The 23549-nt window shown below is 72.8% G+C and carries 24 protein-coding genes; 19 read left to right on the top strand and 5 right to left on the bottom strand.

What is annotated here, in order from left to right:
- The first annotated feature begins 462 nt into the window (after positions 1-462).
- Positions 463-1599, top strand: a complete 1137-nt coding sequence (locus B1H29_RS08130; RefSeq protein ID WP_055419591.1) for a methyltransferase — start codon at positions 463-465, stop codon at positions 1597-1599.
- 380 nt (positions 1600-1979) lie between these two features.
- Here the strand turns inward: B1H29_RS08130 and B1H29_RS08135 are convergent, their stop codons facing one another.
- On the bottom strand, positions 1980-2633 hold the full coding sequence (locus tag B1H29_RS08135; RefSeq protein ID WP_055419592.1) for a hypothetical protein: 654 nt from the start codon (positions 2631-2633) through the stop codon (positions 1980-1982).
- Between the two features lie 60 nt (positions 2634-2693).
- Between B1H29_RS08135 and B1H29_RS08140 the strand changes: the two genes are divergently transcribed.
- Positions 2694-3323, top strand: coding sequence for a VOC family protein (locus tag B1H29_RS08140; protein WP_055419593.1), 630 nt, complete (start codon positions 2694-2696; stop codon positions 3321-3323).
- 20 nt (positions 3324-3343) lie between these two features.
- Here B1H29_RS08140 and B1H29_RS08145 read toward each other — a convergent pair whose 3' ends face one another.
- The gene (locus B1H29_RS08145; RefSeq protein WP_055419594.1) at positions 3344-3673 is read right to left on the bottom strand and encodes a hypothetical protein; all 330 of its coding nucleotides are present in this window, start codon (positions 3671-3673) and stop codon (positions 3344-3346) included.
- 148 nt (positions 3674-3821) lie between these two features.
- Between B1H29_RS08145 and B1H29_RS08150 the strand changes: the two genes are divergently transcribed.
- A complete protein-coding gene (locus B1H29_RS08150) occupies positions 3822-4226 on the top strand; it encodes a VOC family protein (RefSeq protein WP_055419595.1) in 405 nt (134 codons plus the stop codon).
- On the opposite strand, the gene B1H29_RS08155 is transcribed toward B1H29_RS08150, so the two are convergent.
- Both B1H29_RS08155 and B1H29_RS08160 read right to left on the bottom strand, forming a co-directional pair.
- Positions 4206-4895: a helix-turn-helix transcriptional regulator gene (locus B1H29_RS08155; protein ID WP_055419596.1), complete on the bottom strand. Its 690-nt coding sequence runs from the start codon at positions 4893-4895 to the stop codon at positions 4206-4208. The two genes, B1H29_RS08150 and B1H29_RS08155, sit on opposite strands and share 21 nt — an antisense overlap.
- Before the next feature lie 10 nt (positions 4896-4905).
- The gene (locus B1H29_RS08160; protein WP_055419597.1) at positions 4906-5838 is read right to left on the bottom strand and encodes an AraC family transcriptional regulator; all 933 of its coding nucleotides are present in this window, start codon (positions 5836-5838) and stop codon (positions 4906-4908) included.
- A gap of 82 nt (positions 5839-5920) precedes the next feature.
- On the opposite strand from B1H29_RS08160, the gene B1H29_RS08165 reads away from it, so the two are divergent.
- Positions 5921-6775: an NAD(P)H-binding protein gene (locus B1H29_RS08165; protein ID WP_055419598.1), complete on the top strand. Its 855-nt coding sequence runs from the start codon at positions 5921-5923 to the stop codon at positions 6773-6775.
- Positions 6776-6856: 81 nt separating this feature from the next.
- Here the strand turns inward: B1H29_RS08165 and B1H29_RS08170 are convergent, their stop codons facing one another.
- Positions 6857-8050 (bottom strand): YihY/virulence factor BrkB family protein, encoded by a 1194-nt coding sequence (locus B1H29_RS08170; protein WP_055419599.1) that lies wholly within the window; start codon positions 8048-8050, stop codon positions 6857-6859.
- A 99-nt stretch (positions 8051-8149) separates the two neighbouring features.
- On the opposite strand from B1H29_RS08170, the gene B1H29_RS08175 reads away from it, so the two are divergent.
- From B1H29_RS08175 to B1H29_RS08240, 15 genes are all read left to right on the top strand, one after another.
- Positions 8150-9799, top strand: a complete 1650-nt coding sequence (locus B1H29_RS08175; protein ID WP_055419600.1) for an acyl-CoA dehydrogenase family protein — start codon at positions 8150-8152, stop codon at positions 9797-9799.
- A 255-nt stretch (positions 9800-10054) separates the two neighbouring features.
- The gene (locus B1H29_RS08180; RefSeq protein ID WP_055419601.1) at positions 10055-11344 is read left to right on the top strand and encodes a GAF domain-containing protein; all 1290 of its coding nucleotides are present in this window, start codon (positions 10055-10057) and stop codon (positions 11342-11344) included.
- Between the two features lie 387 nt (positions 11345-11731).
- Positions 11732-13039, top strand: coding sequence for a hypothetical protein (locus tag B1H29_RS08185; RefSeq protein WP_055419602.1), 1308 nt, complete (start codon positions 11732-11734; stop codon positions 13037-13039).
- A gap of 70 nt (positions 13040-13109) precedes the next feature.
- A complete protein-coding gene (locus B1H29_RS08190; RefSeq protein WP_055419603.1) occupies positions 13110-13682 on the top strand; it encodes a GNAT family N-acetyltransferase in 573 nt (190 codons plus the stop codon).
- Positions 13683-13896: 214 nt separating this feature from the next.
- Positions 13897-13980, top strand: a complete 84-nt coding sequence (locus tag B1H29_RS40160; protein WP_310887545.1) for a putative leader peptide — start codon at positions 13897-13899, stop codon at positions 13978-13980.
- Positions 13981-14171: 191 nt separating this feature from the next.
- Positions 14172-15869, top strand: a complete 1698-nt coding sequence (gene sirA / locus B1H29_RS08195; RefSeq protein WP_055419604.1) for a sulfite reductase SirA — start codon at positions 14172-14174, stop codon at positions 15867-15869.
- The gene (locus B1H29_RS08200) at positions 15866-16045 is read left to right on the top strand and encodes a hypothetical protein (protein ID WP_055419605.1); all 180 of its coding nucleotides are present in this window, start codon (positions 15866-15868) and stop codon (positions 16043-16045) included. The genes sirA and B1H29_RS08200 overlap by 4 nt, the downstream gene beginning before the upstream one ends.
- The gene (locus B1H29_RS08205) at positions 16042-16752 is read left to right on the top strand and encodes a phosphoadenylyl-sulfate reductase (RefSeq protein WP_055419606.1); all 711 of its coding nucleotides are present in this window, start codon (positions 16042-16044) and stop codon (positions 16750-16752) included. The genes B1H29_RS08200 and B1H29_RS08205 overlap by 4 nt, the downstream gene beginning before the upstream one ends.
- A gap of 1 nt (position 16753) precedes the next feature.
- Positions 16754-17347, top strand: a complete 594-nt coding sequence (gene cysC / locus B1H29_RS08210; RefSeq protein WP_167392518.1) for an adenylyl-sulfate kinase — start codon at positions 16754-16756, stop codon at positions 17345-17347.
- Complete coding sequence (cysD, locus tag B1H29_RS08215) at positions 17344-18282, top strand: sulfate adenylyltransferase subunit CysD (RefSeq protein WP_055419608.1); 939 nt, start codon at positions 17344-17346, stop codon at positions 18280-18282. Before cysC ends, cysD begins: the two co-directional genes overlap by 4 nt.
- Before the next feature lie 2 nt (positions 18283-18284).
- Positions 18285-19664 (top strand): sulfate adenylyltransferase subunit 1, encoded by a 1380-nt coding sequence (locus B1H29_RS08220; RefSeq protein WP_079160091.1) that lies wholly within the window; start codon positions 18285-18287, stop codon positions 19662-19664.
- Positions 19665-19930: 266 nt separating this feature from the next.
- Positions 19931-21037: an aliphatic sulfonate ABC transporter substrate-binding protein gene (locus tag B1H29_RS08225; protein ID WP_055419609.1), complete on the top strand. Its 1107-nt coding sequence runs from the start codon at positions 19931-19933 to the stop codon at positions 21035-21037.
- A 36-nt stretch (positions 21038-21073) separates the two neighbouring features.
- Positions 21074-21868, top strand: coding sequence for an ABC transporter ATP-binding protein (locus B1H29_RS08230; protein ID WP_055419610.1), 795 nt, complete (start codon positions 21074-21076; stop codon positions 21866-21868).
- On the top strand, positions 21855-22751 hold the full coding sequence (locus tag B1H29_RS08235; protein ID WP_055419611.1) for an ABC transporter permease: 897 nt from the start codon (positions 21855-21857) through the stop codon (positions 22749-22751). Before B1H29_RS08230 ends, B1H29_RS08235 begins: the two co-directional genes overlap by 14 nt.
- 8 nt (positions 22752-22759) lie before the next feature.
- On the top strand, positions 22760-23497 hold the full coding sequence (locus tag B1H29_RS08240) for a sirohydrochlorin chelatase (RefSeq protein ID WP_055419612.1): 738 nt from the start codon (positions 22760-22762) through the stop codon (positions 23495-23497).
- Positions 23498-23549 lie beyond the last annotated feature (52 nt).

The raw sequence follows: 23549 nt of genomic DNA on the forward strand, positions 1-23549 counted from the left end.
CTGGCCACCGCCTGGCGCCCACCGTCGCGCAGGCCCGGAACGCTGTGTCCGCGGCCCTGGACGCAGAGGCTGCGACAGCTCGAACCCTTGCTACGAACGCCTCCCGCAGCACTCCGAAGCACACCTGAACTGGGCACTCATCACCACGATGACCAGGTGCCTCACCCGCCAGAACCCGCGAACCAGCCAGTGGACGAAACGGCCAGCCGGTTGACCTGGCAGGGCTGGTGCTTTTGGCAGCCGAGCAGCGCCTGTGCGAGCCTGCTGCCACTCCTCCGAAAGGGCTCACCCTGATGCTCGGCATGGTTGTCTGGGACGTCCGCTCTCGCGCTTCGACGCGAGAGCGGTAACGGCCACCTGCCTCAACGCACACGCCTGTCCGATGGACAGGCGTGGGTTCACGCCTGCTCCTCGTCGAAGTGCTCTTCGTGCCCCTGCACGTTCGACCACGAGGAGTACGTGGTGTCCACCATCCACTGGACCGAAAACCACACCCACCAGTCCGCCCGCTGGCACTCCGAGAACGCCGCCCCTCTTCCCCAGCGAACCATCGTCGCCGACGACCGAACTAAGGCCGACGACGCCTACCGACAGGCGTGCGAAGGAACGGCTCTGCTCTGGCGAGGCGACTTCCACAACGCCCGGCAACTGCTACAGGCGATGGGCCGCCGCATCGACCGCAAGCCGCCCAGGCTCAGCACGTCCCCGAGCGAGAACTTCCACCTGCACCGACGCAGCAGCAGTCACCGCGCCCGTGTCCTCGGAAAGCTCCTGGTGCCGTTGGACGACGACTACACCTTGACGTTGCGCCGAGCCCCGAACGTCCGCCAGGCGTGCCTGGAAGCCTACGGCCCCTCAAAGGGACCCATGGCGGTGTCCCTGCGAGAGCTGCTGGGAGTGATCGGTGCTCACCAGTGGCGCCTGAAAGGGATCGACGTGCCGGCGCTCGGGACTCGCATCCACCCCCACTACGGCGTGTTCGCACCCGTCAGAGGCGAGTACGTCGACCTGGTCGCCCACACGCCACTGCCGCCCGCAGCCCGGCACAGTGCCGCCACCAGTACGGCATTCGACCTCGGCACCGGAACCGGCGTCCTCGCCGCGGTCCTGGCCCACCGCGGTATCAACCGCGTCATGGCCACCGACATCAGCCCACGCGCGCTGGCCTGTGCCAGAGAGAACGTCCACCGGCTCGCATTGACCGACCGTATCGACGTGTCGGGCCCCGGCCTGTTCCCCGAAGGCCGCGCCGACCTCATCGTTTGCAACCCGCCCTGGCTCCCCGCCCGTCCGACCGGCCCCATCGAACAAGGCGTCTACGACCCGGACAGCACCATGCTCCACAGCTTCCTCGCCGGACTGCCCGCCCACCTCCGACCAGGCGGCGAGGGCTGGCTCATCCTGTCCGACCTGGCAGAGCACCTCGACCTCCGAACTCGTCAGCAGCTACTCGACGCCCTCCAGGCAGCACAGCTCCACGTCGTGGGCAAGATCGATACCCAGCCCCGGCACCCACGCTCCCAGGACGCCGCCGACCCACTCCACACAGCACGAAGCGCCGAGACCACGTCCCTCTGGCGTCTGATCCCGGCACCATGACCGGCACCCGGGCCAGGCAGCAGCATCGCGCCTCCCAGTTCACCAGGTGAGCACATCCCGTGGGCGACTTTGCCGCACTCACGGGATGACCAGCCAGAGGCTCGAAAACACCTACTGAAGAGCGTTTTGTCCCGTCAGGGTTGTTCTTATGGCGCTTCGATGGGCGAATGGGTCTGTGACTGCTGAGGCAAGAGTGGTCAATGCGGCCTGTAAGGCAGGAGACTCCATGCCTCTGCCCGTTTGAGTCGGGTCGCTCCTGTCTGATCCCAAAGCGCCCCTGGTTGACGCTGTTTGCGCCCTGTGGGCGCGACGTGCACGACGGTACTACCGAAACATGACGGCGCCGACCCTGGACCGCCGGGCCGGACGGTGCCGCGGCATCAGCCGCCCGCGTCCACGCTGTTGTCGGGTGCTCCGTCACCGAACGGGGGCAGGTCGCCGCGCTCCACCGGTGCGCTGGGCGCGGGTTCGGCGGAGGGCAGGAGGCCGGCGGCCTCGGCGGCGTCGGGGCGGTGGGCGGCCAGGGCGGCCTCGCGCAGGACGTCGCGCGGTACGGCGTCCGCCTCGCCCGAGACGCGCACGACGTGGCCCTCCTCGAGCACGGCGTACTCGTGGCGTCCGGCCCCGGTGCGGTACCAGGCGTCGCCGTCGCGCTCGCAGGTCGTGCGCTCACCGGACATGTCGCCGACCGGCTGCCCGGGGCAGGTGGCGGCCGTGATCGAGCCCCGGTCGACGGAGAGGCGCAGTTGGGCGCCGGTCTCGCCGGAGACCCAGGTGGCGGAGAAGCCGTCGTCGCCGAGGACGCCGACGGACTGCCGGGCCAGGCTGAAACCGGGGGCCTCGGTGACGTAGACCAGTTCGGGCGCGATGCCCAGCGCCTGTGCTCGGGCGTCGAGTTCACCCTGGTCGGCGGCCTCGGCCGACCGCGTGGAGGAGCCGGACGCGGGGTCGGCGTCCGCCTTCTCGGAGCCGCAGGCGGTGAGCAGCAGCGGGGCCAGCAGCAGCACCGGCAGGACGCGCGTGGGACGAATCATGCGGCCATCCTGCCGCACAGGCGTTCCACAGGTGGGCCGGGCCGCCTACGCTCGGCCGCGATGAGCGCCCTTCCCGCCCTGCTGGACCACCTGGTCCTGGCGACCCCCGATCTCGCGGCCACGGTCGCCGACTTCACCCGGCGCACCGGTGTCGCCCCCGCGCCCGGTGGTGCGCACCTCGGCCTGGGCACCCGCAACCACCTCGTGGGGCTGGGCGGCACCGCCTACCTGGAGATCATCGGCCCCGATCCGGACCGGTCCCCGCCGAACGGGCCGCGCCCCGTGTGGCTCGAGCGGCTCACCGCCCCGCGGTTCGTGTCCTGGGCGATCCGCCCGCCCGAGCTGGACGCGGCGGTGGCGGCGGCCCGGGCACGCGGTCACGATCCCGGCGCGGTACACCGGATGAGCCGGAGCCGCCCCGGCGGTGCGCTCCTCGAGTGGCGCCTGACCGACGGCGCCCACCCTTCCGGCCTGGTGCCCTTCCTCATCGACTGGGGCACGACACCCCATCCCTCGTCAGGCCTGCCCGTCACTCCCCTGCTAGCCCTCACCGCGACCGCCCCCGACCCGGCCGTGATCCGCCCGCTGCTGTCCGCGCTCGGCACCGCGCTCCCGCTCACCGCCGGTCCGACGGGCCTGTGCTGCACGGTGGACACACCGCGGGGGCCGGTGTCGTTCGGCCCGCCGTAAGAGCGGCGGGGGCCGTCGGGTCAGGGGCGGTGCGCCGCGGCGTCCTTCGTGAGCTGGACGGCAGCGACCAGGCTGAGGCCGGGGGCCGCCTCGCGGAGGACCTTGACGGCCCGCACGGAATCGGCCGGGCCCTGGTAACCGGCCATGGCGAAGCGTTCGTGGACCCAGCGGGCGCGCAGCTCGGCGTCACAGGCCCCGGCGGCCCGCTCGGCCAGGGCAGCGGCGAGCTCCAGTCCGGGCCGCTGCTCGGGCGTCGCCTCGGCGAGCGCCTGGCGGATGCCGTGGGCCATGACGTCCGCGTCGCGCAGGACGAGGACGTTGAGTTCCGGTTGTCTGCCGCGTCCGAACATGGAGCCATGATCGGTGCCGAGGCCTGTGCGGTTCAAGTGACTTGAGGAGCTCCTGAGGCACGGACCACCCGGCGGCCCTTCCGGGCCCGTCCCGCGCGTGTCCGATTCTTTCAAGACCGGTCTCGCGGGCCCTGCCTACGGTGGCCCCATGACCGCACGATTCAACGCCATCAGTCTCATCGTCGCCGACATGGCCGCCTCCGTGGCCTTCTACCGCCGGCTCGGCTTCGCGTTCCCCGAGGGCGCCGGGGGCCGGCCGCACGCCGAGGCCGGACTGCCGGGCGGAATCCGGCTGCTGCTCGACACCGAGGAGTCCGTCCGCTCCTTCACGCCCGGGTGGCAGCCGCCGGCCGGCGGCGGTCGGCACTCGCTCGCCCTGCTGTGCGACACGCCGGCGGAAGTCGACGCGCTGTACGAGGAGCTGACCGGCGCCGGCTGCCACGGCGAGCGCGAGCCCTGGGACGCCGTCTGGGGGCAGCGGTACGCCGTCCTGAGCGACCCGGACGGCCACGGCGTCGACCTGTTCGCGCCGCTAGCCGCGTCGGCCCAGTAGCTCCCCGGGCGCCACGCCCGCCAACTCCCGTACGTCCCGCGTCAGATGGGCCTGGTCCGCGTAACCGGACCGGACGGCCGTCTCGGCGAGGGACGTGCCGGCCCGGGCCAGGGCGAGGGCGCGCTGCAACCGCAGTACGCGGGCCAGCGTCTTGGGCCCGTAGCCGAAGGCGGCCAGCGAGCGGCGGTGCAACTGACGTGCGCTCACGCCCAGTTCGTCGGCGGTGGCGGCGACCGTGCGGCCCGCGTCGAGGGCGGTCACGACCCGGCGCAGCAGCGGGTCGGGGGGCTCGGTGTCGGCCGCCCGGGACAGCGCCGCCTCCTCCAGGCCGCTCGCCGGGTCGGGGGCCGCGTTCACCCGTGCGGTCAGGCGCCGCACCCGGGCGGCCGGCCAGAGGTCGGTGAGGTCGACGCGCCGGTCGCGCAGTGCGTGGGCGGGGACGCCGAGGAGGGCGGGTGCGGTGCCGGGGTAGAGGCGGACGCCCGCCCAGGGGCCGGGTGATCCCCCGGTGGCGTGGGCGCGGGTGTCGGGGCCCGCGACCAGCAGCCGGCCGTCGTGCCAGAGCAGGTCCATGCAGCCGTCGGGCAGGACACGTCCCGGTCCGGGCGCGGTCGGGGTGTTGGTCCACACCACGGCGCCGTTCAGCCGGGAGGCCCGTTCCGCGTACACGCCTGCCAGGCTACGCCGGGGTGCGGTACTCCTGCGGGCTGACGCCGTACACCCGTTTGAAGGCCGTGGACAGGGCGAACGCGCTGCCGTAGCCGACCTGGCGGGCGATCGCGCCGAGCGTGTCCTGGGTGTCGCGCAGCCGGTCGGCGGCGAGGGCGAGGCGCCAGCCGGTGAGGTACGCCATCGGGGGTTCGCCCACCAGGTCGGTGAAGCGCCGGGCGAGCGCGGCGCGGGAGACCCCTGCCTCGGCGGCGAGGGACGCCACCGTCCAGGGGTGCGCCGGGTCGTCCTGGAGCTGCCGCAGCGCCCGGCCGACGACCGGGTCGCCCAGCGCCCGGTACCAGGCGGGCGGCTCGGCCCGCGGCCCGGCGAACCAGGCGCGCAGAGCGGCGATGACCAGCAGGTCGAGGAGCCGGTCCAGGACGACTTCCTGGCCCGGCTCGTCCCGCGTGACCTCCGTCGTCAGCAGCGGCGTGAGCGGGCAGTCCCACTGGTCGGAGTCGAGGGACAGCAGCGGCGGCAGGGCGTCCAGCAGCCGGCCGCCGATCTCGCCCCGCACCAGGTAGGTGCCGATCAGCAGCACCGCGCCGCCGTCGGGACGGTCGCCCCAGGTGCGCACGCCCAGGTCCATCGAGCCGTTGAGGGGGCGTCCGTCGGGGTAACCGCACGCGCCGCCCGGAAGGATCACCGCCTGCGGCGGGGTGCCGGGGTCGTCGGCGCAGGTGTACGGGTCCGGGCCGCGCGCGATGGCGAGGTCGCCGGCCCGCAGCCGCAGCCGGTCCCCCGTGTCCGGCACGATCCAGGCGTCGCCGCGGACCATCAGCATCACCGTCAGGGGCGCCCGGTCCTCGACGCGCACGGCCCACGGCGGGTCGAAACAGGCGCGGATCATGAACGCGCCACGGGCGCGGGGGCCCTCCAGCAGACCGGCGAGTGCGTCCATGGCGTCACAGCGTAGACGCACGCGTATGGGAGCGAGCCCTTCGGCGATGGGAACGTACGGCGCCCGGCAGTTGACTGGAGCCATGACGGACACGAGGACACACGGGGACATGACGGTCGTGGTGACGGGGGCCTCCGGTCGCACCGGACGACGGGTGGCCGAGGCGGCACGGGCGGCCGGGCTGACGGTGCGGGCGGCGTCCCGGGCGACGGGCTTCGACTGGCGGGACCCGTCGACCTGGGCGGACGTCCTGCGCGGCGCCGACGCGGCCTACCTGGCCCACCCGACCGACGTCGGCGCCCCCGACGCCGCCGGGGCGGTCGGCGCGCTGGCTCGCGAGGCGGCCGGGCTCGGCGTACGGCGGCTGGTGCTGCTGTCGGCGCGGGGTGAGGAGCAGGCGCGGCCCACCGAGGAGGCGCTGGCCGGGGCGGGCGCGGACTGGACGGTCGTGCGGGCCGCCTGGTTCGCGCAGAACTTCAGCGAGGGCCCGCTGGTCGAGGAGTTGCGGCAGCACGGGGAGCTGGTCTTCCCCGGCGGTGGGGTCGGGGAGCCGTTCGTGGACCTGCGGGACGTCGCGGACGTGGTGGTGGCGGCGCTGACCTCCGGCGACCGGTATGCCGGGCGGGTGCTGGAGGTGTCGGGGCCGCGGCTGCTGACCTTCGGGGAGGCGGTCGCCGAGATCGCCGGGGAGACGGGCCGCGCGCTGAGGTACCGCGCCGTGTCAGCGCACGAGTACGGCGAGAACCTGGCCGGGTTCGGGGTGCCGGAGGAGGAGGCCGCGTTCCTCGTGGAGCTGTTCGGCGCCATGCTCGACGGCCGCAACGCCCACCTGTCGGACGGCGTCCAGCAGGTGCTGGGCCGTCCGCCGAGGGACTTCGCGGACTTCGTCCGGGACGGGGCGGCGGCGGGGACGTGGCGGGCGGCGCCCGTGTCGTAGCGCCCCCGCCGGGGCAGCGGCGCGCGCCGTTGTCCCGCGGGCCGCCCTTCGCGCTGGACGACGGCGCGGGGTCGGCCGGATCTACGAGGCCTCCGGCTTGTTGTGGTTCGCCTTGTCGTGGTTGGTGCTGCCGTGGTTGACGTTGTTGTGGTTCACGTTGTCGTGGTGCGCGGGCGGCGTGCTCTTCACGTGGGTGCGCAGGCGGGACGTGACGTCCTCCGGGGGCAGGAAGCGGGACCAGCGTTCCGGGAACTCGGAGGGCATGTCGGGGTCCGACTCGCCGCTCGCGGCGGTGCGGGCCACGTACTCGGCGACCTGGGCCTGGCGCAGCCGCTCGTTGGCCTCACGGGCGGCGGCGGTGGCCGCGGCCGGCCAGACCCGGTCGATGGCCGCGTTGACCGCGGCCCCGACGAGCACCGCGAACGCGGACACGCCGATCCACAGCAGCACGGCGACGGGCGCGGCGAGCGAGCCGTAGATGGTGGGGCCCTCCACGGTGCTGGTCAGGTAGATGCGCAGCAGGAAGCTGCCGAGCACCCACATGGCGAGGGCGACCAGCGCGCCGGGCACGTCCTCGATCCACGGGGAGCGCACGGGCACGGAGACGTGGTACAGCGTGGTCAGGAAGGCGACGGACAGGATGATGACGACCGGCCAGTAGAGCACCTGGACGACCGTCGTCGACCAGGGCACGATCCGCACCACGGCGTCCGGCCCGGCCACCATCAGCGGCAGCGCGACCGACCCGATCAGCAGGGCCACGAGGAACAGCAGGAAGGCCATCAGGCGGGTCTTGACGATCCCCCGGACGCCGTCCAGGCCGTACATCACGGTGATGGTGTCGATGAAGACGTTCACCGCGCGGGAGCCCGACCACAGGGCGAACAGGAAGCCGAGGGAGATGACGTCGGGCCGGCCGCCCTTCATCACGTCGTCCAGGATCGGCTCGGTGATCTGCTCGACGCCCCGCTCGGAGAGCACCGCGCGGGAGGCGTCCAGGATGCTGGTGCGCAGGCTGTCGGTGGTGTCGGCGCCGATCCACAGGTCGACGTAGCCGAGCAGACCGATGACGCTCAGCAGCAGTGGCGGCACCGACAGCAGCGTGAAGAACGCCGCCTCGGCCGCCAGGCCGAGGATGCGGTACTCCATGCACGAGTTGACGGTGTCCTTGAGCAGCAGCCAGGCGGTCCTGCGTTTGGAGACGTTCCGGTACAGGACCCGGACGCGATGGAGCCGGCCGGAGGGCCGTTCGGGGGATTCACTTGCTGGCTGCACGACCTAAAGGTATCCGTCGCGGGGGGTCGCACTCATCCGCGGACGCCCACCGACCGGTGCCGGCCCCCCTCGGGTCCCCGGCGCGGTAGGTTCACGGTCATGGCAGGCAGTACCCACACCGTGACGAATCAGGCGCCGCCGCTGGTCGGCTACGACGTCTTCACCGCCGACCGGGCCCTGACGGCCGCGGTCGAGCGGCATCTGGCACCCGAGCTGCTCGACGAGGCCCTGGAGGAGCTGTCGGGCCTGGGCCGCGGCTGCGGGTCGGTCCAGACGCAGGAGTGGGGCGCGCAGGCCGATCGGAACCCGCCGGTCCTGCGCACCCACGACCGCTACGGCCACCGGATCGACGAGGTCGGCTTCCACCCGGCCTGGCACCGGCTGCTGGGCAAGGGCGTCTCGGCCGGCCTGACCGCGGCCTGGTCCCGGCCGGGGGGGCACGTGCGGCGTGCGGCCGGTTTCCTCATGTGGACCCAGGTCGAGGCCGGCAACTGCTGCCCGCTGTCGATGACCCACGCGGCGGTCCCGGCCCTGCGCGCCGACCCGGACCTCGCCGCCGAGTGGGAGCCGCGGCTCACCTCCCGGGTGTACGACCGGGAGCTGCGGCCCGCCCACCTCAAGGCCGGGGCGCTGTTCGGGATGGGCATGACGGAGAAGCAGGGCGGCAGCGACGTACGGGCGAACACCACCTCGGCACGCCCGCTGGCCGAGGACGGCACCTACGAGCTGACCGGGCACAAGTGGTTCTGTTCGGCGCCGATGTCGGACGCCTTCCTGGTCCTGGCCCGGGCTCCGGGAGGGCTGACCTGCTTCCTGGTGCCGCGCGTGCTGGCCGACGGCACCCGCAACGTGTTCCTGCTCCAGCGGCTCAAGGACAAGCTGGGCAACCGGTCCAACGCCTCCGCCGAGGTCGAGTTCGCCGGGACCTGGGCGCGCCGGGTCGGCGAGGAGGGGCGCGGGGTGCGCACCGTCATCGGCATGGTGGCGGCGACCCGGCTGGACTGCGTACTGGGTTCGGCCGGCCTGATGCGGCAGGCCGTCGCGCAGGCGGTGCACCACTGCACCTACCGGGAGACCTTCGGCGCGAAGCTGGTCGACCAGCCGCTGATGCGCAACGTCCTCGCGGACCTCGCCGTCGAGTCCGAGGCGGCCACCACGCTCGCCCTGCGGCTCGCGGCGGCCCAGGACGCCGCCGACGGCGGGGACGAGCGGGAACGGGCGCTGCTGCGGATCGCGGTGCCGGTGGCCAAGTACTGGGTGACCAAGCGGTGTGCGCCGGTGGCGGTGGAAGCGGCCGAGTGCCTGGGGGGCAACGGATACGTCGAGGAGTCGGGGATGCCCCGGCTGGTGCGCGAGTCGCCGCTGAACTCGATCTGGGAGGGCGCCGGCAACGTGCAGGCGCTGGACGTGCTGCGGGCGCTCGGGCGGGAGCCGCGGGCGATGGACGCGTATCTGACGGAGGTGGGCCTGACGCGCGGCGCCGACCACCGGCTGGACGCGGCGATCAGGGGCCTGCTGACGGAGCTGGCCGACCTGGGTGCCGCCGAGGGGCGGGCGCGGCGGCTGGTGGAGCGGCTGGCGCTGGTGCTCCAGGGCTCACTGCTGGTCCGGTACGCGCCGCCGGAGGTCGCCGACGCGTTCTGCGCCGCGCGGCTGGGCGGTGACGGGGGCGCGGCCTTCGGCACACTGCCGCCCACGCTGGACCTGGCGTCGGTGGTGGAGCGGGCCCGGCCGGTGGCGCCGGCCTGATCCGCCGGGTGGAGCGGGGGTGGTGCCGCGCCGACACGGCACCACCCCCGCCACACAGGCCCGTACAGGCCGCGTACGCCGCTCGGGGCGACGTGGTTCAAGTCTGGCCGCCGGTACGGCCGTCCACCAGGGTTGCAGGGGGTTGCAACTTGCTGCCGACTGTGTGCGGACTGTGCCCTCGCGGCCCGGGCGGGCAGTGAGTACCGGACGAACATCTGAGTATTCGGACATCCGGCTTCGGGAGGACGGGGACCAGTGGCGCTCTCGCCGATGGACGTGACGCAGTTCGCCGCCGTCGACACGGCGCGTGCGGCGCGGATGCTCAACGAGGTCCGTTCCGCGACACTCTCGGGCGGACGGGCCCCGGTGCCGCCGCGTCCGGTGATCGAGCAGTCCTGGGCGCGGATGCTGCGCAGCGGTGTCGATCCCGAGCACGACTTCCGCTCCGGGCTCCTGTCCCCCGAGGAGGTACGGCGGCGGCGGGAGGCGTCGGCGCTGCGGCATGTGCTGCCGGTGCTGCGGGAGGGTCTGCTGTCGGTCGCGGACGTGGCGCACCACATCATGGTGGTCGCCGACGACGAGGGCCGGGTGCTGTGGCGGGAGGGCAGCGCGCGGGTGCTGCGCAAGGCCGACGGTCTCGGCTTCGAGCTGGGCGCGGACTGGCGCGAGGAGGTGGTCGGCACCAACGGCGTGGGCACGCCGGCCGTGACCCGGCGGCCCGTGCAGGTCTTCGCCGCCGAGCACTTCGTACGGTCCCAGGCGGCCTGGACCTGCGCCGGGGCGCCGATCACCGACCCGCGCAGCGGCCGGCTGCTCGGTGTGGTCGACGTGAGCGGGCCGCTGGAGACGATGCACCCGGCGACGCTCGCCTGGGTCGACTCGGTGGCCAAGCTCGCCGAGGCCCGGCTGCGTGAGCTGCACGTGCTGTCGCTGGAGCGCCTGCGGGCGGTGGCCGCGCCGGTGCTGGCCCGGCTGGACGGGCGGGCCCTGGTGACGGACCGGGAGGGCTGGACGGCGGCGGTGACGGGGATGCCGTACGTGGACCGGGTGGTGCTGCCCAAGTCCCCGGCGGCGGGGCCGAGGTGGCTGCCGGCGATCGGGGCGTGCACCGTGGAGCCGCTGGGCGAGGGGTGGCTGGTGCGGGCGGCCGGGGAACCGGTGCCGCGGGGCGCCACCCGGATCGTGCTGGACCTCGGGCAGCCGCGCCGCTGGTCGGTCCGGGTGCTGGGCGGCGCGGAGACCTGGGTCCGGGAACTGAGTCCCCGGCACGCCGAGTTGCTGTACCTGCTGGCCGTCCACCGCGCCGGCCGCAGCGCGGCGGGGCTGGCCGAGGACGTGTTCGGCGACCCGGCCCGCACGGTGACGGTACGGGCCGAGATGTCACGGGTGCGGAGGTACCTCGGGGCCTACCTGGAACACCGGCCGTATCGTTTCTGCGAGCACGCGGAAGTCGAGGTGGTCCTCCCCGACGACCCGTGCGACCTGCTTCCCCACTCGACGGCACCCGCGGTGGCGGAGCGCCGGGCGTCCCGGCCGGCCCCCTGAGGAAGGCCGCGGTCCCCCGGCGGCCCGGGACCGTGTCCGGCACGCGGCTCCGCCGGGCGGGCGCGATCAGCCACGACGCCCCCGTCCGCCCCGGCCCGCACCCACCACAGGGTCCGCCCCACGGTCCGCCACTCCCGAGCCCTCGCGCACACCCCGCCGCCGGACCGTCGTCCCGTCCCGTCCCGCCGCCGGGCCCCGCACCTGCGGGCCCCGGTCCCGACGGGCCGTCCCGGATGGCCGGAAAGACGGTTCGTCTTCGCATATTTGCAGCGTCCGCGTCCGCGAACCCCTCCGTCTGTCGTAGCATCCTCTACGGACCGTCCCATCCGCTCCTCGGTCAACGTGGCCACCGTCGAGCCCAGTTGGTCCGGTGTCCGTGGAGGTCGTATGAAGCAGCGCGGCAGACACCGCCGGCGCAGGCGGGGCAGGGCGCTGCGTGCGGCCCTGACCGGGGCCGCGCTCGCCCTGACGGGTGCCGCCACGCTGATCAGCGCCTCGCAGGCCACGGTCGCCGACGACCCCGGCGCCCTCAAGCCCCTCACCTCCGCCGCCGACACCGACGCGCTGCGGCTGACGGAGCACCGCGTACCGCGGCCCTGGCTCGACCGGCTCTCCGACTCGATGGGTGCACCGGTGGGCGTCGACGCCGTCCTCGACTCCGCCGACCACACGCTGCGCGACGCCGCCGACTGCACGGCCGACGACCGGGAGACCCTGCCGGTCTTCCCCGCGGCGACCCGCGCCTACTGCTGGGAGGAGGACGACACCGAGGACTGGCGGCCCGGCGCGGTCACCACCTCCGGCGACGCCGACGAGGACGGACGCTGGGGCGCCCACCGCGTCATCCTCTCCGCCTGGACCCGCGACGACGGGACCCCCGAGGGCGGGCTCGCCCGGATCTCCTTCGTCGACGCCGACGATCCCGACCGTCTGAGCTACACCTCGGCGCTCCTCGCCGTCCCGGTCGACGGCGGCCACGACTACCGGGGGCTCGCCTCCCCCGTCTCCGGCATGGTCTGGTACCAGGACAAGCTGCTGGTCACCGCCGGTTCCGGGGACCGCGACGCGCTGTACGTGTACGACGTGGAGCGGGTCCAGCGCGCCACCGCCGAGGCGGACGCCGTCGGGCGGGTCCCCGGGGGCTGGGCGGCGAACGGCCAGCCCTACGTGCTGCCCGCCGTCGCCTCGTACCGGCTCCCCGACACCGACGACGCCGCACGCCCCGGCGCGATCTCCCTGGACCGCGGCACGGCCCCCGACAGCCTGGTGGCCAGCGAGCGGGTGCCCGCCGACGTCGACCGCCCCACCCGGCTGTGGCGCTACGCGTTCGGCACGGACCCGGCCCGCTCCGGACTGCCGGCCGCCGACTCCGCCGGGCGGGTCGACGCGGTGGAGGCGTACGCGACCGGGGCCACCGAGGTCGGGGGCGTGCTGTCGTACCGCCCGCCCGGGGCGGCGCGGTCGGACTGGTACCTGGGACGCGCGGCCGGCGGGCACGACGGGCGCGGGACCCTGTGGCGCCAGGACACGGAGGGCGCCCGGGCCACGGAGTGCGGCGCCGACCGCTCGCAGCGGTGCTGGAGCGGGCAGGCGGGCTCCCTGTCCTATTGGGCGCGGACCGGTGAGGTCTGGTCCCAGTCGGGCCGCATGCTGTTCGCGCTCCCGCTGACCTCGATCGAGGACGCGCTCGACTGACGGCCGCCGCACCGGGGACCGCTCGGGCGGGGATCGACAGATCGTCGGACCGGATGGTTCCCTGACCGGCATGACCAACATCGCCGTGACCACGTGGTCGCTGGAGCAGACGGCGCCGACGGACCTGCTGCCGGCCGCCGCCCCGGAGGGGGACGTCCGGATCGTCCGCGCCGAGGTGCCCTCCCCCGAGTTCAGCCGCTTCCTGTACGCCTCGGTCGGCGGCGACATCCGCTGGACCGACCGGCTGGGCTGGAGTTACGCGCGGTGGCAGGAGCACCTGGAGCGGCCCGGCGTGGAGACCTGGGTCGCCCATGACCACGGCACGCCCGCCGGATACGTGGAGCTGACGCCCGGGGACGACGGGGTCGTGGAGATCGAGTACTTCGGCCTGATCCCGGCCTTCCGGGGCCGGCGCATCGGCGGCCACCTGCTCTCGCAGGGCGCCGCCCGCGCCTGGGACCTGGCCGACCGGTGGCCGGGACTGGCCACGACCAAGCGGGTGTGGCTGCACACGTGCAGCAAGGACGGCGAGTACGCGATGGACAACTACCAGCGCCGCGGCTTCCGGCTGTTCGACACCAAGGTCGAGGAGGAGGCGGATGTGGCCACCCCGGGGCCCTGGCCCGGAGCGTTCCCCGCCTGACCAGACTCCCCTTCCGGCCTGACCCGACGCCCCTCCCTGCCTGACCAGACACCCCTTCCGGCCTGACCCGACGCCCCTCCCTGCCTGACCAGACACCCCTTCCGGAGCGGTCCGTCTGTGATCCACGACACCCTTGTCCCGCTCTACGAGACAAGGGTGTCCGCATCTTGGACGAAGCTGGACTGTGTCCAGATCGCCGTGCCAGGCTTCCGCCATGCCTGGAACTGGAATTGCCTTGGTGAGTCGGCGGCACGTCGACCTCGGCCGCATGTCCAGCGCCATCTGTCCGGCCCGCTGAGAGCGCCCTCCAGCACCCCGGATTCCCCTTCACTCGCCTGATCCCGCGCAACGACGCGCACGTATGCCACACGTATGTCATGCGCCGTGCGCGCAGGTCAGAGCCGCCCTCCCGTCACCCGACCGCCACTGCCCCACCGACGGCGCTCCGCGCCGGCCCAATCCATCGCTGTCCCGAAGGACGTGTCAACCATGGCCGCCACCCCGCCGAAGCCCGCTGCCGCGACCCCCCGCCGCAAGGTGAGCCGTCACCGCGGCGAGGGTCAGTGGGCGGCCGGACACTTCACCCCGCTCAACGGCAACGAGCAGACCAAGAAGGACGACGACGGTCTCAACGTACGGACACGTATTGAGACGATCTACTCCAAGCGGGGTTTCGACTCGATCGACCCCGGTGATCTGCGCGGACGGATGCGCTGGTGGGGTCTGTACACCCAGCGCAAGCAGGGCATCGACGGCGGAAAGACGGCCGTCCTGGAGCCGGAGGAGCTGGACGACAGCTACTTCATGCTGCGCGTCCGCATCGACGGCGGCGCGCTGACCACCGCGCAGCTCCGCGTCGTCGGCGAGATCTCCCAGGAGTTCGCGCGCGGCACCGCCGACATCACGGACCGGCAGAACGTCCAGTACCACTGGATCCGCATCGAGGACGTGCCCGAGATCTGGAACCGTCTGGAGGGCGTCGGCCTGTCCACGGTCACCGCCTGCGGCGACACGCCCCGCGTGATGATCGGCTCGCCGGTCGCGGGCATCGCCGAGGACGAGATCATCGACGGCACGCCGGCACTCGAGGAGATGAAGCGCCGGGTGCTGAACAACCCGGCGTACTCGAACCTGCCGCGGAAGTTCAAGACCGCGATCTCCGGGTCGCCGGTGCTGGACGTGGTGCACGAGATCAACGACGTCGCCTTCGTCGGCGTCGACCACCCCGAGCACGGGCCGGGCTTCGACCTGTGGGTCGGCGGCGGCCTGTCCACCAACCCCAAGCTGGGCGTGCGCCTCGGCGCCTGGGTGCCGATCGAGGACGTCCCCGACGTCTACGAGGGCGTCATCTCGATCTTCCGCGACTACGGCTACCGCCGGCTGCGCAACCGCGCCCGTCTGAAGTTCCTGGTCGCCGACTGGGGCGCGGAGAAGTTCCGCCAGGTGCTGGAGGACGAGTACCTGAAGCGGAAGCTGACCGACGGACCGGCGCCCGCCGACCCGACCAGCCGCTGGCGTGACCACATCGGCGTGCACCGGCAGAAGGACGGCCGCTACTACGTCGGCTTCGCCCCGCGCGTCGGCCGCGTCGACGGCACGATCCTGACCAAGGTCGCCGACCTGGCGGAGGCGCACGGCTCGGGCCGGGTGCGTACCACGGTCGAGCAGAAGATGATCGTCCTCGACGTCGAGGAGGGGCAGGTCGACTCCCTGGTCGAGTCCCTGGAGGCGCTGGACCTCACCGCCCGGCCCTCCACCTTCCGGCGCGGCACCATGGCCTGCACCGGCATCGAGTTCTGCAAGCTCGCCATCGTCGAGACCAAGGCGCGCGGCGCCTCGCTGATCGACGAGCTGGAACGCAGGCTCCCCGAGTTCGACGAGCCCCTCACCATCAACCTCAACGGCTGCCCGAACGCCTGCGCCCGCATCCAGACCGCGGACATCGGTCTCAAGGGCCAGCTAGTCCTCAACGACCGGGGCGAGCAGGTCGAGGGCTACCAGGTGCACCTGGGCGGCGCGCTCGGCCTGGAGCCCGGCTTCGGCCGCAAGGTGCGCGGCCTGAAGGTCACGGCGGAGGAGCTGCCGGACTACGTGGAGCGCGTCCTGAAGCGCTACCAGGCCGAGCGCGAGGACGGCGAGCGGTTCGCCACCTGGGCGGCCCGCGCCCCCGAGGAGGCCCTGTCATGAGCGAGCGTGCCGTGCCGTTCCACTGCCCCTACTGCGGCGACGAGGACCTGCGCCCGCACGAGGAAGGTCACGGCGCCTGGGAATGCGGGGCGTGCAACCGCGCATTCCAGTTGAAGTTCCTCGGGCTCCTCGCCCGGGGCCTTCAGCCCAACTCGACGGGAGGGGAACCGATATGACGACGGTTCAGGAAGAGCGTACGACCGAGGAACTCAAGGCGCTCGCCGAGCGTGCGGGCCGTGAGCTGGAGGACGCCTCCGCGCTGGAGATCCTCCGGTGGGCGGCCGACACCTTCGGCAGCCGCTTCTGCGTGACCTCCTCGATGGAGGACGCGGTCGTCGCCCACCTCGCCTCCCGCGCCCTGCCCGGCGTGGACGTGGTGTTCCTCGACACCGGCTACCACTTCCCGGAGACCATCGGCACCCGGGACGCGGTGGAGGCCGTGATGGACGTGAACGTCATCACGCTCACGCCCAGGCAGACGGTCGCCGAGCAGGACGCCGAGTACGGTCCGAGGCTGCACGACCGCGACCCCGACCTGTGCTGCGCGCTGCGCAAGGTGAAGCCGCTGGAGGAGGGCCTGAAGGGCTACCAGGCCTGGGCGACCGGCCTGCGCCGCGACGAGTCCGAGACCCGGGCGGACACCCCGGTGGTCGGCTGGGACGACAAGCGCCGGAAGGTGAAGATCTCCCCCATCGCGAAGTGGTCACAGGAAGATGTGCAAACGTACGTCGCCGAGCACGGTGTCCTCACCAACCCGCTGCTGATGGACGGCTATGCCTCCGTGGGCTGCGCGCCCTGCACCCGCCGTGTGCTGGAGGGCGAGGACGCCCGCGCCGGGCGCTGGGCGGGCCGCTCCAAGACCGAGTGCGGACTGCACGGCTGACATGACGACGACCACCGGACCGACAACCACCGGACCATCGAGATCCAGGGAGAACCACGTGACGACCGGAGCCACCGTCTGGCTCACGGGGCTGCCCAGCGCCGGCAAGACCACCATCGCCCGCGAGCTGGCCGGCCGCCTCCGTGAGGAGGGCCGGCGCGTCGAGCTCCTCGACGGCGACGAGATCCGCGAGTTCCTCTCGGCCGGCCTCGGCTTCGACCGCGCGGACCGGCACACCAACGTGCAGCGCATCGGCTTCGTGGCCGAACTGCTCGCCCGCAACGGCGTCACGGCGCTGGTCCCGGTCATCGCGCCGTACGCGGACAGCCGCGACGCGGTGCGCGGGCGCCACGAGGCGAACGGCACGCCGTACGTCGAGGTGCACGTGGCCACGCCCGTGGAGGTCTGCTCGGTGCGCGACGTGAAGGGCCTGTACGCCAAGCAGGCCGCGGGTGAGCTGACGGGGCTCACCGGGGTGGACGACCCGTACGAGGAGCCCGTCAAGCCCGACCTGCGCATCGAGTCGCAGGACCAGACCGTCCAGGAGTCCGCCGCGGCGGTCCACGCCCTGCTCACCGAAAGGGGACTGGCATGACGACGTCCGTGGCCACAGTGGCGGAGGGTACGGACAGCCCGTACGCCCTCTCGCACCTCGACGCCCTCGAGTCCGAGGCGGTGCACATCTTCCGTGAGGTGGCGGGTGAGTTCGAGCGGCCGGTGATCCTGTTCTCCGGCGGCAAGGACTCGATCCTGATGCTGCACCTGGCGCTGAAGGCGTTCGCGCCCGCGGCGGTGCCGTTCTCGCTGCTGCACGTGGACACCGGGCACAACTTCCCCGAGGTCCTCGACTACCGCGACCGCACGGTCGACAAGCACGGTCTGCGTCTGCATGTGGCCTCCGTGCAGGACTACATCGACCGCGGTGTGCTCAAGGAGCGTGCGGACGGTACCCGCAACCCGCTGCAGACGCTGCCGCTGACCGAGAAGATCCAGGCGGAGAGGTTCGACGCGGTCTTCGGCGGCGGGCGCCGCGACGAGGAGAAGGCGCGGGCCAAGGAGCGGGTGTTCTCGCTGCGGGACGAGTTCTCCCAGTGGGACCCGCGCCGCCAGCGCCCCGAGCTGTGGAACCTGTACAACGGCCGGCACGCCCCCGGCGAGCACGTGCGGGTGTTCCCGCTGTCCAACTGGACCGAGCTGGACGTGTGGCAGTACATCGCGCGTGAGGGCATCGAGCTGCCGGCGATCTACTACGCCCACGAGCGCGAGGTCTTCGCCCGTGCGGGGATGTGGCTGACCGCGGGTGAGTGGGGCGGGCCGAAGGACGGCGAGAGGGTCGTCAAGCGGCGGGTGCGCTACCGCACGGTCGGTGACATGTCCTGCACCGGCGCCGTCGACTCGGACGCCGACAGCATCGAGAAGGTGATCGCGGAGATCGCCGTCTCCCGGCTCACCGAGCGCGGCGCGACGCGTGCCGACGACAAGATGTCCGAGGCCGCGATGGAAGACCGCAAGCGCGAGGGGTACTTCTAACCATGACCAGCACCACCGAACCCACCGAACCCACCGAGCCTGCCGAGGCCGCCGAGGCGTTTTCGGTCTGGCAGTTGTCGGAGACGACCCTGCTGCGGTTCGCCACCGCCGGTTCCGTCGACGACGGCAAGTCCACCCTGGTCGGGCGCCTGCTGCACGACTCCAAGTCGGTCCTCACCGACCAGTTGGAGGCCGTGGAGCGCGCCTCCGCCGGCCGCGGCCAGGACGCCCCGGACCTCGCGCTGCTCACCGACGGCCTGCGGGCCGAACGCGAGCAGGGCATCACCATCGACGTGGCCTACCGCTACTTCGCCACCCCCCGCCGGCGCTTCATCCTGGCCGACACCCCCGGGCACGTGCAGTACACCCGGAACATGGTCACCGGCGCCTCCACGGCCGAGCTGACGGTCATCCTGGTCGACGCCCGCAACGGCGTCGTCGAGCAGACCCGCCGGCACGCCGCGATCGCCGCCCTGCTGCGCGTGCCGCACGTCGTCCTCGCCGTCAACAAGATGGACCTGGTCGACTACCAAGAGCCCGTGTTCGCCGCCATCGCCGAGGAGTTCACGGCCTACGCCCTCGAGCTGGGCGTCCCGGAGGTCACCGCCATCCCGATCTCGGCCCTCGCCGGGGACAACGTGGTGGAGCCGTCCGCGGTCATGGACTGGTACGGCGGCCCGACCGTCCTGGAGCACCTGGAGACCGTCCCGGTCAGCCACGACCTGGCGCACTGCCACGCCCGGCTGCCCGTGCAGTACGTGATCCGCCCGCGCACCGCCGAGCACCCCGACTACCGCGGCTACGCCGGACAGATCGCCGCCGGCACCTTCCGCATCGGCGACGAGGTCACCGTCCTGCCCTCGGGCCGCACCTCGACGGTGTCCGGCATCGACCTGCTCGGCGAGCCCGTCGACGCCGCCTGGACACCGCAGTCGGTCACCCTGCTGCTCGCGGACGACATCGACATCTCGCGCGGCGACCTGATCGTGCCCAGCAAGGACGCCCCGGCCACCAGCCAGGACGTCGAGGCCACCGTCTGCCACGTCGCCGACGCCCCCCTCACGGTGGGCCACCGGGTGCTCCTCAAGCACGGCACCCGCACCGTCAAGGCGATCGTCAAGGACATCCCGGCCCGGCTCACGCTGGACGACCTGTCCCTGCACCCGCACCCCGGGCAGCTCGTCGCCAACGACATCGGCCGCGTCAAGATCCGCACCGCCGAACCGCTGCCCGCCGACTCCTACGCCGACTCCCGCCGCACCGGCTCGTTCATCCTGATCGACCCCAGCGACGGCACCACCCTCACCGCCGGCATGGCCGGCGAGTCGTTCGCCACCCCGGAGCCCGTCAAGGACGAGACCGACGACGGGTGGGACTTCTAGGCATGGGCCCCCTCGACTTCTACTCCACGTTCGCGAAGGAGGGCGGCCGCGTCGGCTGGGGGTCCCCCCGGACGAAGACTGGGGGAGGTGCCCTGGGCAGCGGGCAGGGCGGCGTCGGGCGATGTGCGCGGTGACGTACGCGCACCGCACGCGCGCCCGCATCCCGCACCGCCGTAGACACAGACCCGCCGATCTCCCGGCCACGACCTGACACCTCGGACCAACCGACAGGCGTGCGAGCCGGACCAACGAGAGGAACACCTCCCGTGCCTGCCACCACCGCCCCGCGCCGCGCCCTGGCGCTCCTTGCCGCCCTGCCGCTGCTGGTTCTCGCCGGCTGCGGATACGGCTCGCAGGCCAAGGACGACGGAGGTGTCCGGATCGCCGCCGGGGCCGAGAAGACCGACGGTCTGGACTCCGTCCGGATCGGCTACTTGGGCAACGTCACCCACGCCACCGCGCTGGTCGGCAACCAGAAGGGCTTCTTCCAGAAGGAACTGGGCGCCACCGAGGCCAAGTACGCGGTCTTCAACGCGGGCCCGTCCGCGATCGAGGCGCTGAACTCCGGCTCGATCGACATCGGCTGGATCGGCCCCTCCCCCGCGGTCAACGGCTATGCCCGGTCCGAGGGCAGGAACCTGCGGATCATCGGCGGGTCGGCCTCCGGCGGGGTGAAGCTGGTGGTGAACCCGGACGAGATCAAGTCCCTGAAGGACGTCAAGGGCAAGCGCATCGCCACCCCTCAGCTCGGCAACACGCAGGACGTCGCGCTCCTCAACTGGATCGCCGCCGAGCAGGGCTGGAAGGTCGACGCGCAGAGCGGCAAGGGCGACGTGACGGTCGTCCGCAGCGACAACAAGGTGACCCCGGGCGCATACGAGTCCGGGTCCGTCGACGGCGCCTGGGTACCGGAGCCGACCGCGTCCCGGCTGGTCGCCCAGGGCGGCACAGTGCTGCTGGACGAATCGACGCTGTGGCCGGACGAGGAGTTCGTCACCACCAACATCGTCGTGCGCCAGGAGTTCCTCGAGGAGCACCCGAAGGCCGTGGCGGCGGTGCTGAAGGCCTCGGTGGACACCAACGAGTGGATCGGGGCCCACCCCGGCGAGGCCAAGGCCGCGGCGAACAAGCAGTTGGAGAAGGACACCGGCAAGGCACTGCCCGCCGACGTCCTGGACCCGGCGTGGAAGTCGATCAGGGTGACCGACGACCCGCTGGCCGCCACCCTCGCCGCCCAGGCGGACCACGCCGTGGAGGCGGGCCTGCTGGAGCAGCCCGACCTCGACGGCATCTACGACCTCACGCTGCTCAACAAGGTCCTCAAGGCCAAGGGCGAGCCCGCGGTCGACGACGCCGGTCTCGGCGTCCAGTAGGCCCGCATCCCGACCATTTCCCAGGAGGTGACGACCATGGCCACGACCACGACCCTCGCCAAGGCCGGCGAGGACACCGCGGCGGCCACCCACGCCGCCCGGATCGAGCACGTCTCCAAGTCGTTCCCGGGCCCGGCCGGACAACAGCTCGTCCTGGACGACATCACCCTCGATGTCGCACCCGGCGAGTTCGTCACCCTCCTGGGCGCCTCCGGCTGCGGCAAGTCCACGCTGCTGAACCTGGTGGCGGGCCTGGACAAGCCGAGCGCCGGCGCGATCACCACGGACGGGCGGCCGGCCCTGATGTTCCAGGAGCACGCCCTGTTCCCCTGGCTGACCGCGGGCAAGAATATCGAACTCGCCCTGAAGCTGCGAGGCGTGCCCAAGTCCGAGCGCCGCGACAAGGCGGAGGAGCTGCTCGAACTCGTCCGGCTGAAGGGCGCGTACGGCAAGCGGGTGCACGAGCTGTCGGGCGGCATGCGCCAGCGGGTCGCGATGGCCCGGGCGCTCGCCCAGGAGAGCAGGCTGCTGCTGATGGACGAGCCGTTCGCGGCGCTGGACGCCATCACGCGAGACGTGCTGCACGACGAACTGACCCGGATCTGGCGCGAGACGAAGCTGTCGGTCCTGTTCGTCACGCACAACGTCCGCGAGGCCGTCCGGCTCGCGGAGCGCGTGGTGCTGCTCTCCTCCCGTCCCGGTCGCATCGCCCGCGAGTGGACCGTCGGCATCCCGCATCCGCGCCGCATCGAGGACACCGCCGTGGCGGAACTGTCCGTCGAGATCACCGAAGAACTGCGTGGGGAGATCCGCCGCCATGGCCAGCACTGACACGACGCGTCCCGCCCAGGACGGCGGCGACCTCGCCGGCCTCGAGGCGGGCCTGGACGCACTCGAGACGGTGCAGCAGGGCCGCAAGCCCTTCCGGCAGACCCTCGTGGAGAAGATCCTGCCGCCCGCCGCGGCCGTACTCCTGGTCCTCGCGGTATGGCAGGGGCTCGTCACCTTCGAGATCGTCGACGACCCGACCAAACTGCCCGCCCCGTCCGACGTGTGGCACGTCCTGCACCAGGCATGGCTCGAGGGCGAACTGCTCGGCTACATCTGGACCAGCGTCTCGCGCGGCCTGTCCGGCTTCCTGCTGGCCCTCGTGATCGGCACACCACTGGGACTGCTCGTGGCACGGGTCAGGTTCGTCCGCGCGGCGATCGGCCCGATCCTCTCCGGCCTCCAGTCACTGCCCTCCGTGGCCTGGGTCCCGCCCGCCGTGATCTGGCTCGGCCTGAACAACTCGATGATGTACGCCGTCATCCTCCTCGGCGCCGTACCCTCCATCGCCAACGGCCTGGTCTCCGGCGTCGACCAGATCTCCCCCGTCTTCCTGCGCGCGGGCCGCACACTGGGCGCCACGGGACTGAAGGGCACCTGGCACATCGTCCTGCCGGCCGCGCTGCCCGGCTACGTCGCCGGCCTCAAGCAGGGCTGGGCGTTCTCCTGGCGCTCCCTGATGGCCGCCGAGATCATCGCCTCCTTCCCCGACCTCGGCGTCGGACTCGGCCAGCTCCTCGAGAACGGCCGCAACGCCAGCGACATGGCCATGGTCTTCGAAGCCATCCTGCTGATCCTGACCGTCGGCATCGCCATCGACCTCCTCGTCTTCAGCCCTCTGGAGCGATGGGTCCTGCGCAGCCGCGGCCTGCTGGTGAGGAGCTGACAGCCGTCATGTCCGCGCCGGTCCTCCTGGTCATCGCCCACGGCAGCCGCGACCCGCGGCACGCCGCGACCGTGCACGCCCTGGTGCGCCGGGTCCGGTCACTGCGCCCCGACGTACGGGTGGAGACCGGCTTCCTGGACTTCAACGTGCCCTCGGTGCGGGGCGTGCTGGAGTCCCTGGAGACGGAGGGAGTGCGGGACGTGGTGGCGCTGCCGCTCCTGCTGACCCGCGCCTTCCACGCCAAGGCGGACATCCCGGCGGTCCTCGCGGACGCGCCGCCGCGGCTGCGGATCCGCCAGGCGGAGGTACTCGGCCCCTCCCCGCTGCTGCTGTCGGCGCTGGAACGGCGCCTGTACGAGGCGGGCCTGACGCCCGCCGACAAATCCTCGACCGGGGTCGTACTGGCCTCGGCGGGGTCCTCCGACCCGGAGGCGATCGCAGTGATCGCAGAAATCGCGCGGGAGTGGCGGCACACCGGTTGGTGCGCCGTGCGGCCTGCGTTCGCCTCCGCATCCCTTCCGCGCACCGAGGACGCGGTGCGTGAGCTGCGGGAGCTGGGCTGCGCCCGCGTCGCCGTGGCGCCGTACGTCCTGGCCCCGGGCTTCCTGCCGGACCGCATCGCGCGGGGTGCCGCCGGGGCGGACGTGCTGGCGGACGTCCTCGGCCCCTCGCCGGAGGTGGCGCGGGTGCTGCTGGAGCGGTACGACGAGGCTCGGACACCGGTACTGGCGGCGGTCGGAGCCTGATCGGCTCGTGGTCCGCCGCCGGGACGGTGGCCCGGTCCTCCTGCTCCTGCTG

Source organism: Streptomyces pactum (assembly GCF_002005225.1).
Lineage (GTDB): Bacteria > Actinomycetota > Actinomycetes > Streptomycetales > Streptomycetaceae > Streptomyces > Streptomyces pactum_A.

Excerpts from the sequence above, each read along its gene's own strand:
- B1H29_RS08135 (WP_055419592.1), bottom strand. The coding sequence starts at position 2,633 with ATGATTCGTCCCACGCGCGTCCTGCCGGTGCTGCTGCTGGCCCCGCTG.
- B1H29_RS08140 (WP_055419593.1), top strand. The coding sequence starts at position 2,694 with ATGAGCGCCCTTCCCGCCCTGCTGGACCACCTGGTCCTGGCGACCCCC.
- B1H29_RS08145 (WP_055419594.1), bottom strand. The coding sequence starts at position 3,673 with ATGTTCGGACGCGGCAGACAACCGGAACTCAACGTCCTCGTCCTGCGC.
- B1H29_RS08150 (WP_055419595.1), top strand. The coding sequence starts at position 3,822 with ATGACCGCACGATTCAACGCCATCAGTCTCATCGTCGCCGACATGGCC.
- B1H29_RS08160 (WP_055419597.1), bottom strand. The coding sequence starts at position 5,838 with ATGGACGCACTCGCCGGTCTGCTGGAGGGCCCCCGCGCCCGTGGCGCG.
- B1H29_RS08165 (WP_055419598.1), top strand. The coding sequence starts at position 5,921 with ATGACGGACACGAGGACACACGGGGACATGACGGTCGTGGTGACGGGG.
- B1H29_RS08175 (WP_055419600.1), top strand. The coding sequence starts at position 8,150 with ATGGCAGGCAGTACCCACACCGTGACGAATCAGGCGCCGCCGCTGGTC.
- B1H29_RS08185 (WP_055419602.1), top strand. The coding sequence starts at position 11,732 with ATGAAGCAGCGCGGCAGACACCGCCGGCGCAGGCGGGGCAGGGCGCTG.
- B1H29_RS08190 (WP_055419603.1), top strand. The coding sequence starts at position 13,110 with ATGACCAACATCGCCGTGACCACGTGGTCGCTGGAGCAGACGGCGCCG.
- B1H29_RS40160 (WP_310887545.1), top strand. The coding sequence starts at position 13,897 with ATGCCTGGAACTGGAATTGCCTTGGTGAGTCGGCGGCACGTCGACCTC.
- sirA (WP_055419604.1), top strand. The coding sequence starts at position 14,172 with ATGGCCGCCACCCCGCCGAAGCCCGCTGCCGCGACCCCCCGCCGCAAG.
- B1H29_RS08200 (WP_055419605.1), top strand. The coding sequence starts at position 15,866 with ATGAGCGAGCGTGCCGTGCCGTTCCACTGCCCCTACTGCGGCGACGAG.
- B1H29_RS08205 (WP_055419606.1), top strand. The coding sequence starts at position 16,042 with ATGACGACGGTTCAGGAAGAGCGTACGACCGAGGAACTCAAGGCGCTC.
- cysC (WP_167392518.1), top strand. The coding sequence starts at position 16,754 with ATGACGACGACCACCGGACCGACAACCACCGGACCATCGAGATCCAGG.
- cysD (WP_055419608.1), top strand. The coding sequence starts at position 17,344 with ATGACGACGTCCGTGGCCACAGTGGCGGAGGGTACGGACAGCCCGTAC.
- B1H29_RS08220 (WP_079160091.1), top strand. The coding sequence starts at position 18,285 with ATGACCAGCACCACCGAACCCACCGAACCCACCGAGCCTGCCGAGGCC.
- B1H29_RS08230 (WP_055419610.1), top strand. The coding sequence starts at position 21,074 with ATGGCCACGACCACGACCCTCGCCAAGGCCGGCGAGGACACCGCGGCG.
- B1H29_RS08235 (WP_055419611.1), top strand. The coding sequence starts at position 21,855 with ATGGCCAGCACTGACACGACGCGTCCCGCCCAGGACGGCGGCGACCTC.
- B1H29_RS08240 (WP_055419612.1), top strand. The coding sequence starts at position 22,760 with ATGTCCGCGCCGGTCCTCCTGGTCATCGCCCACGGCAGCCGCGACCCG.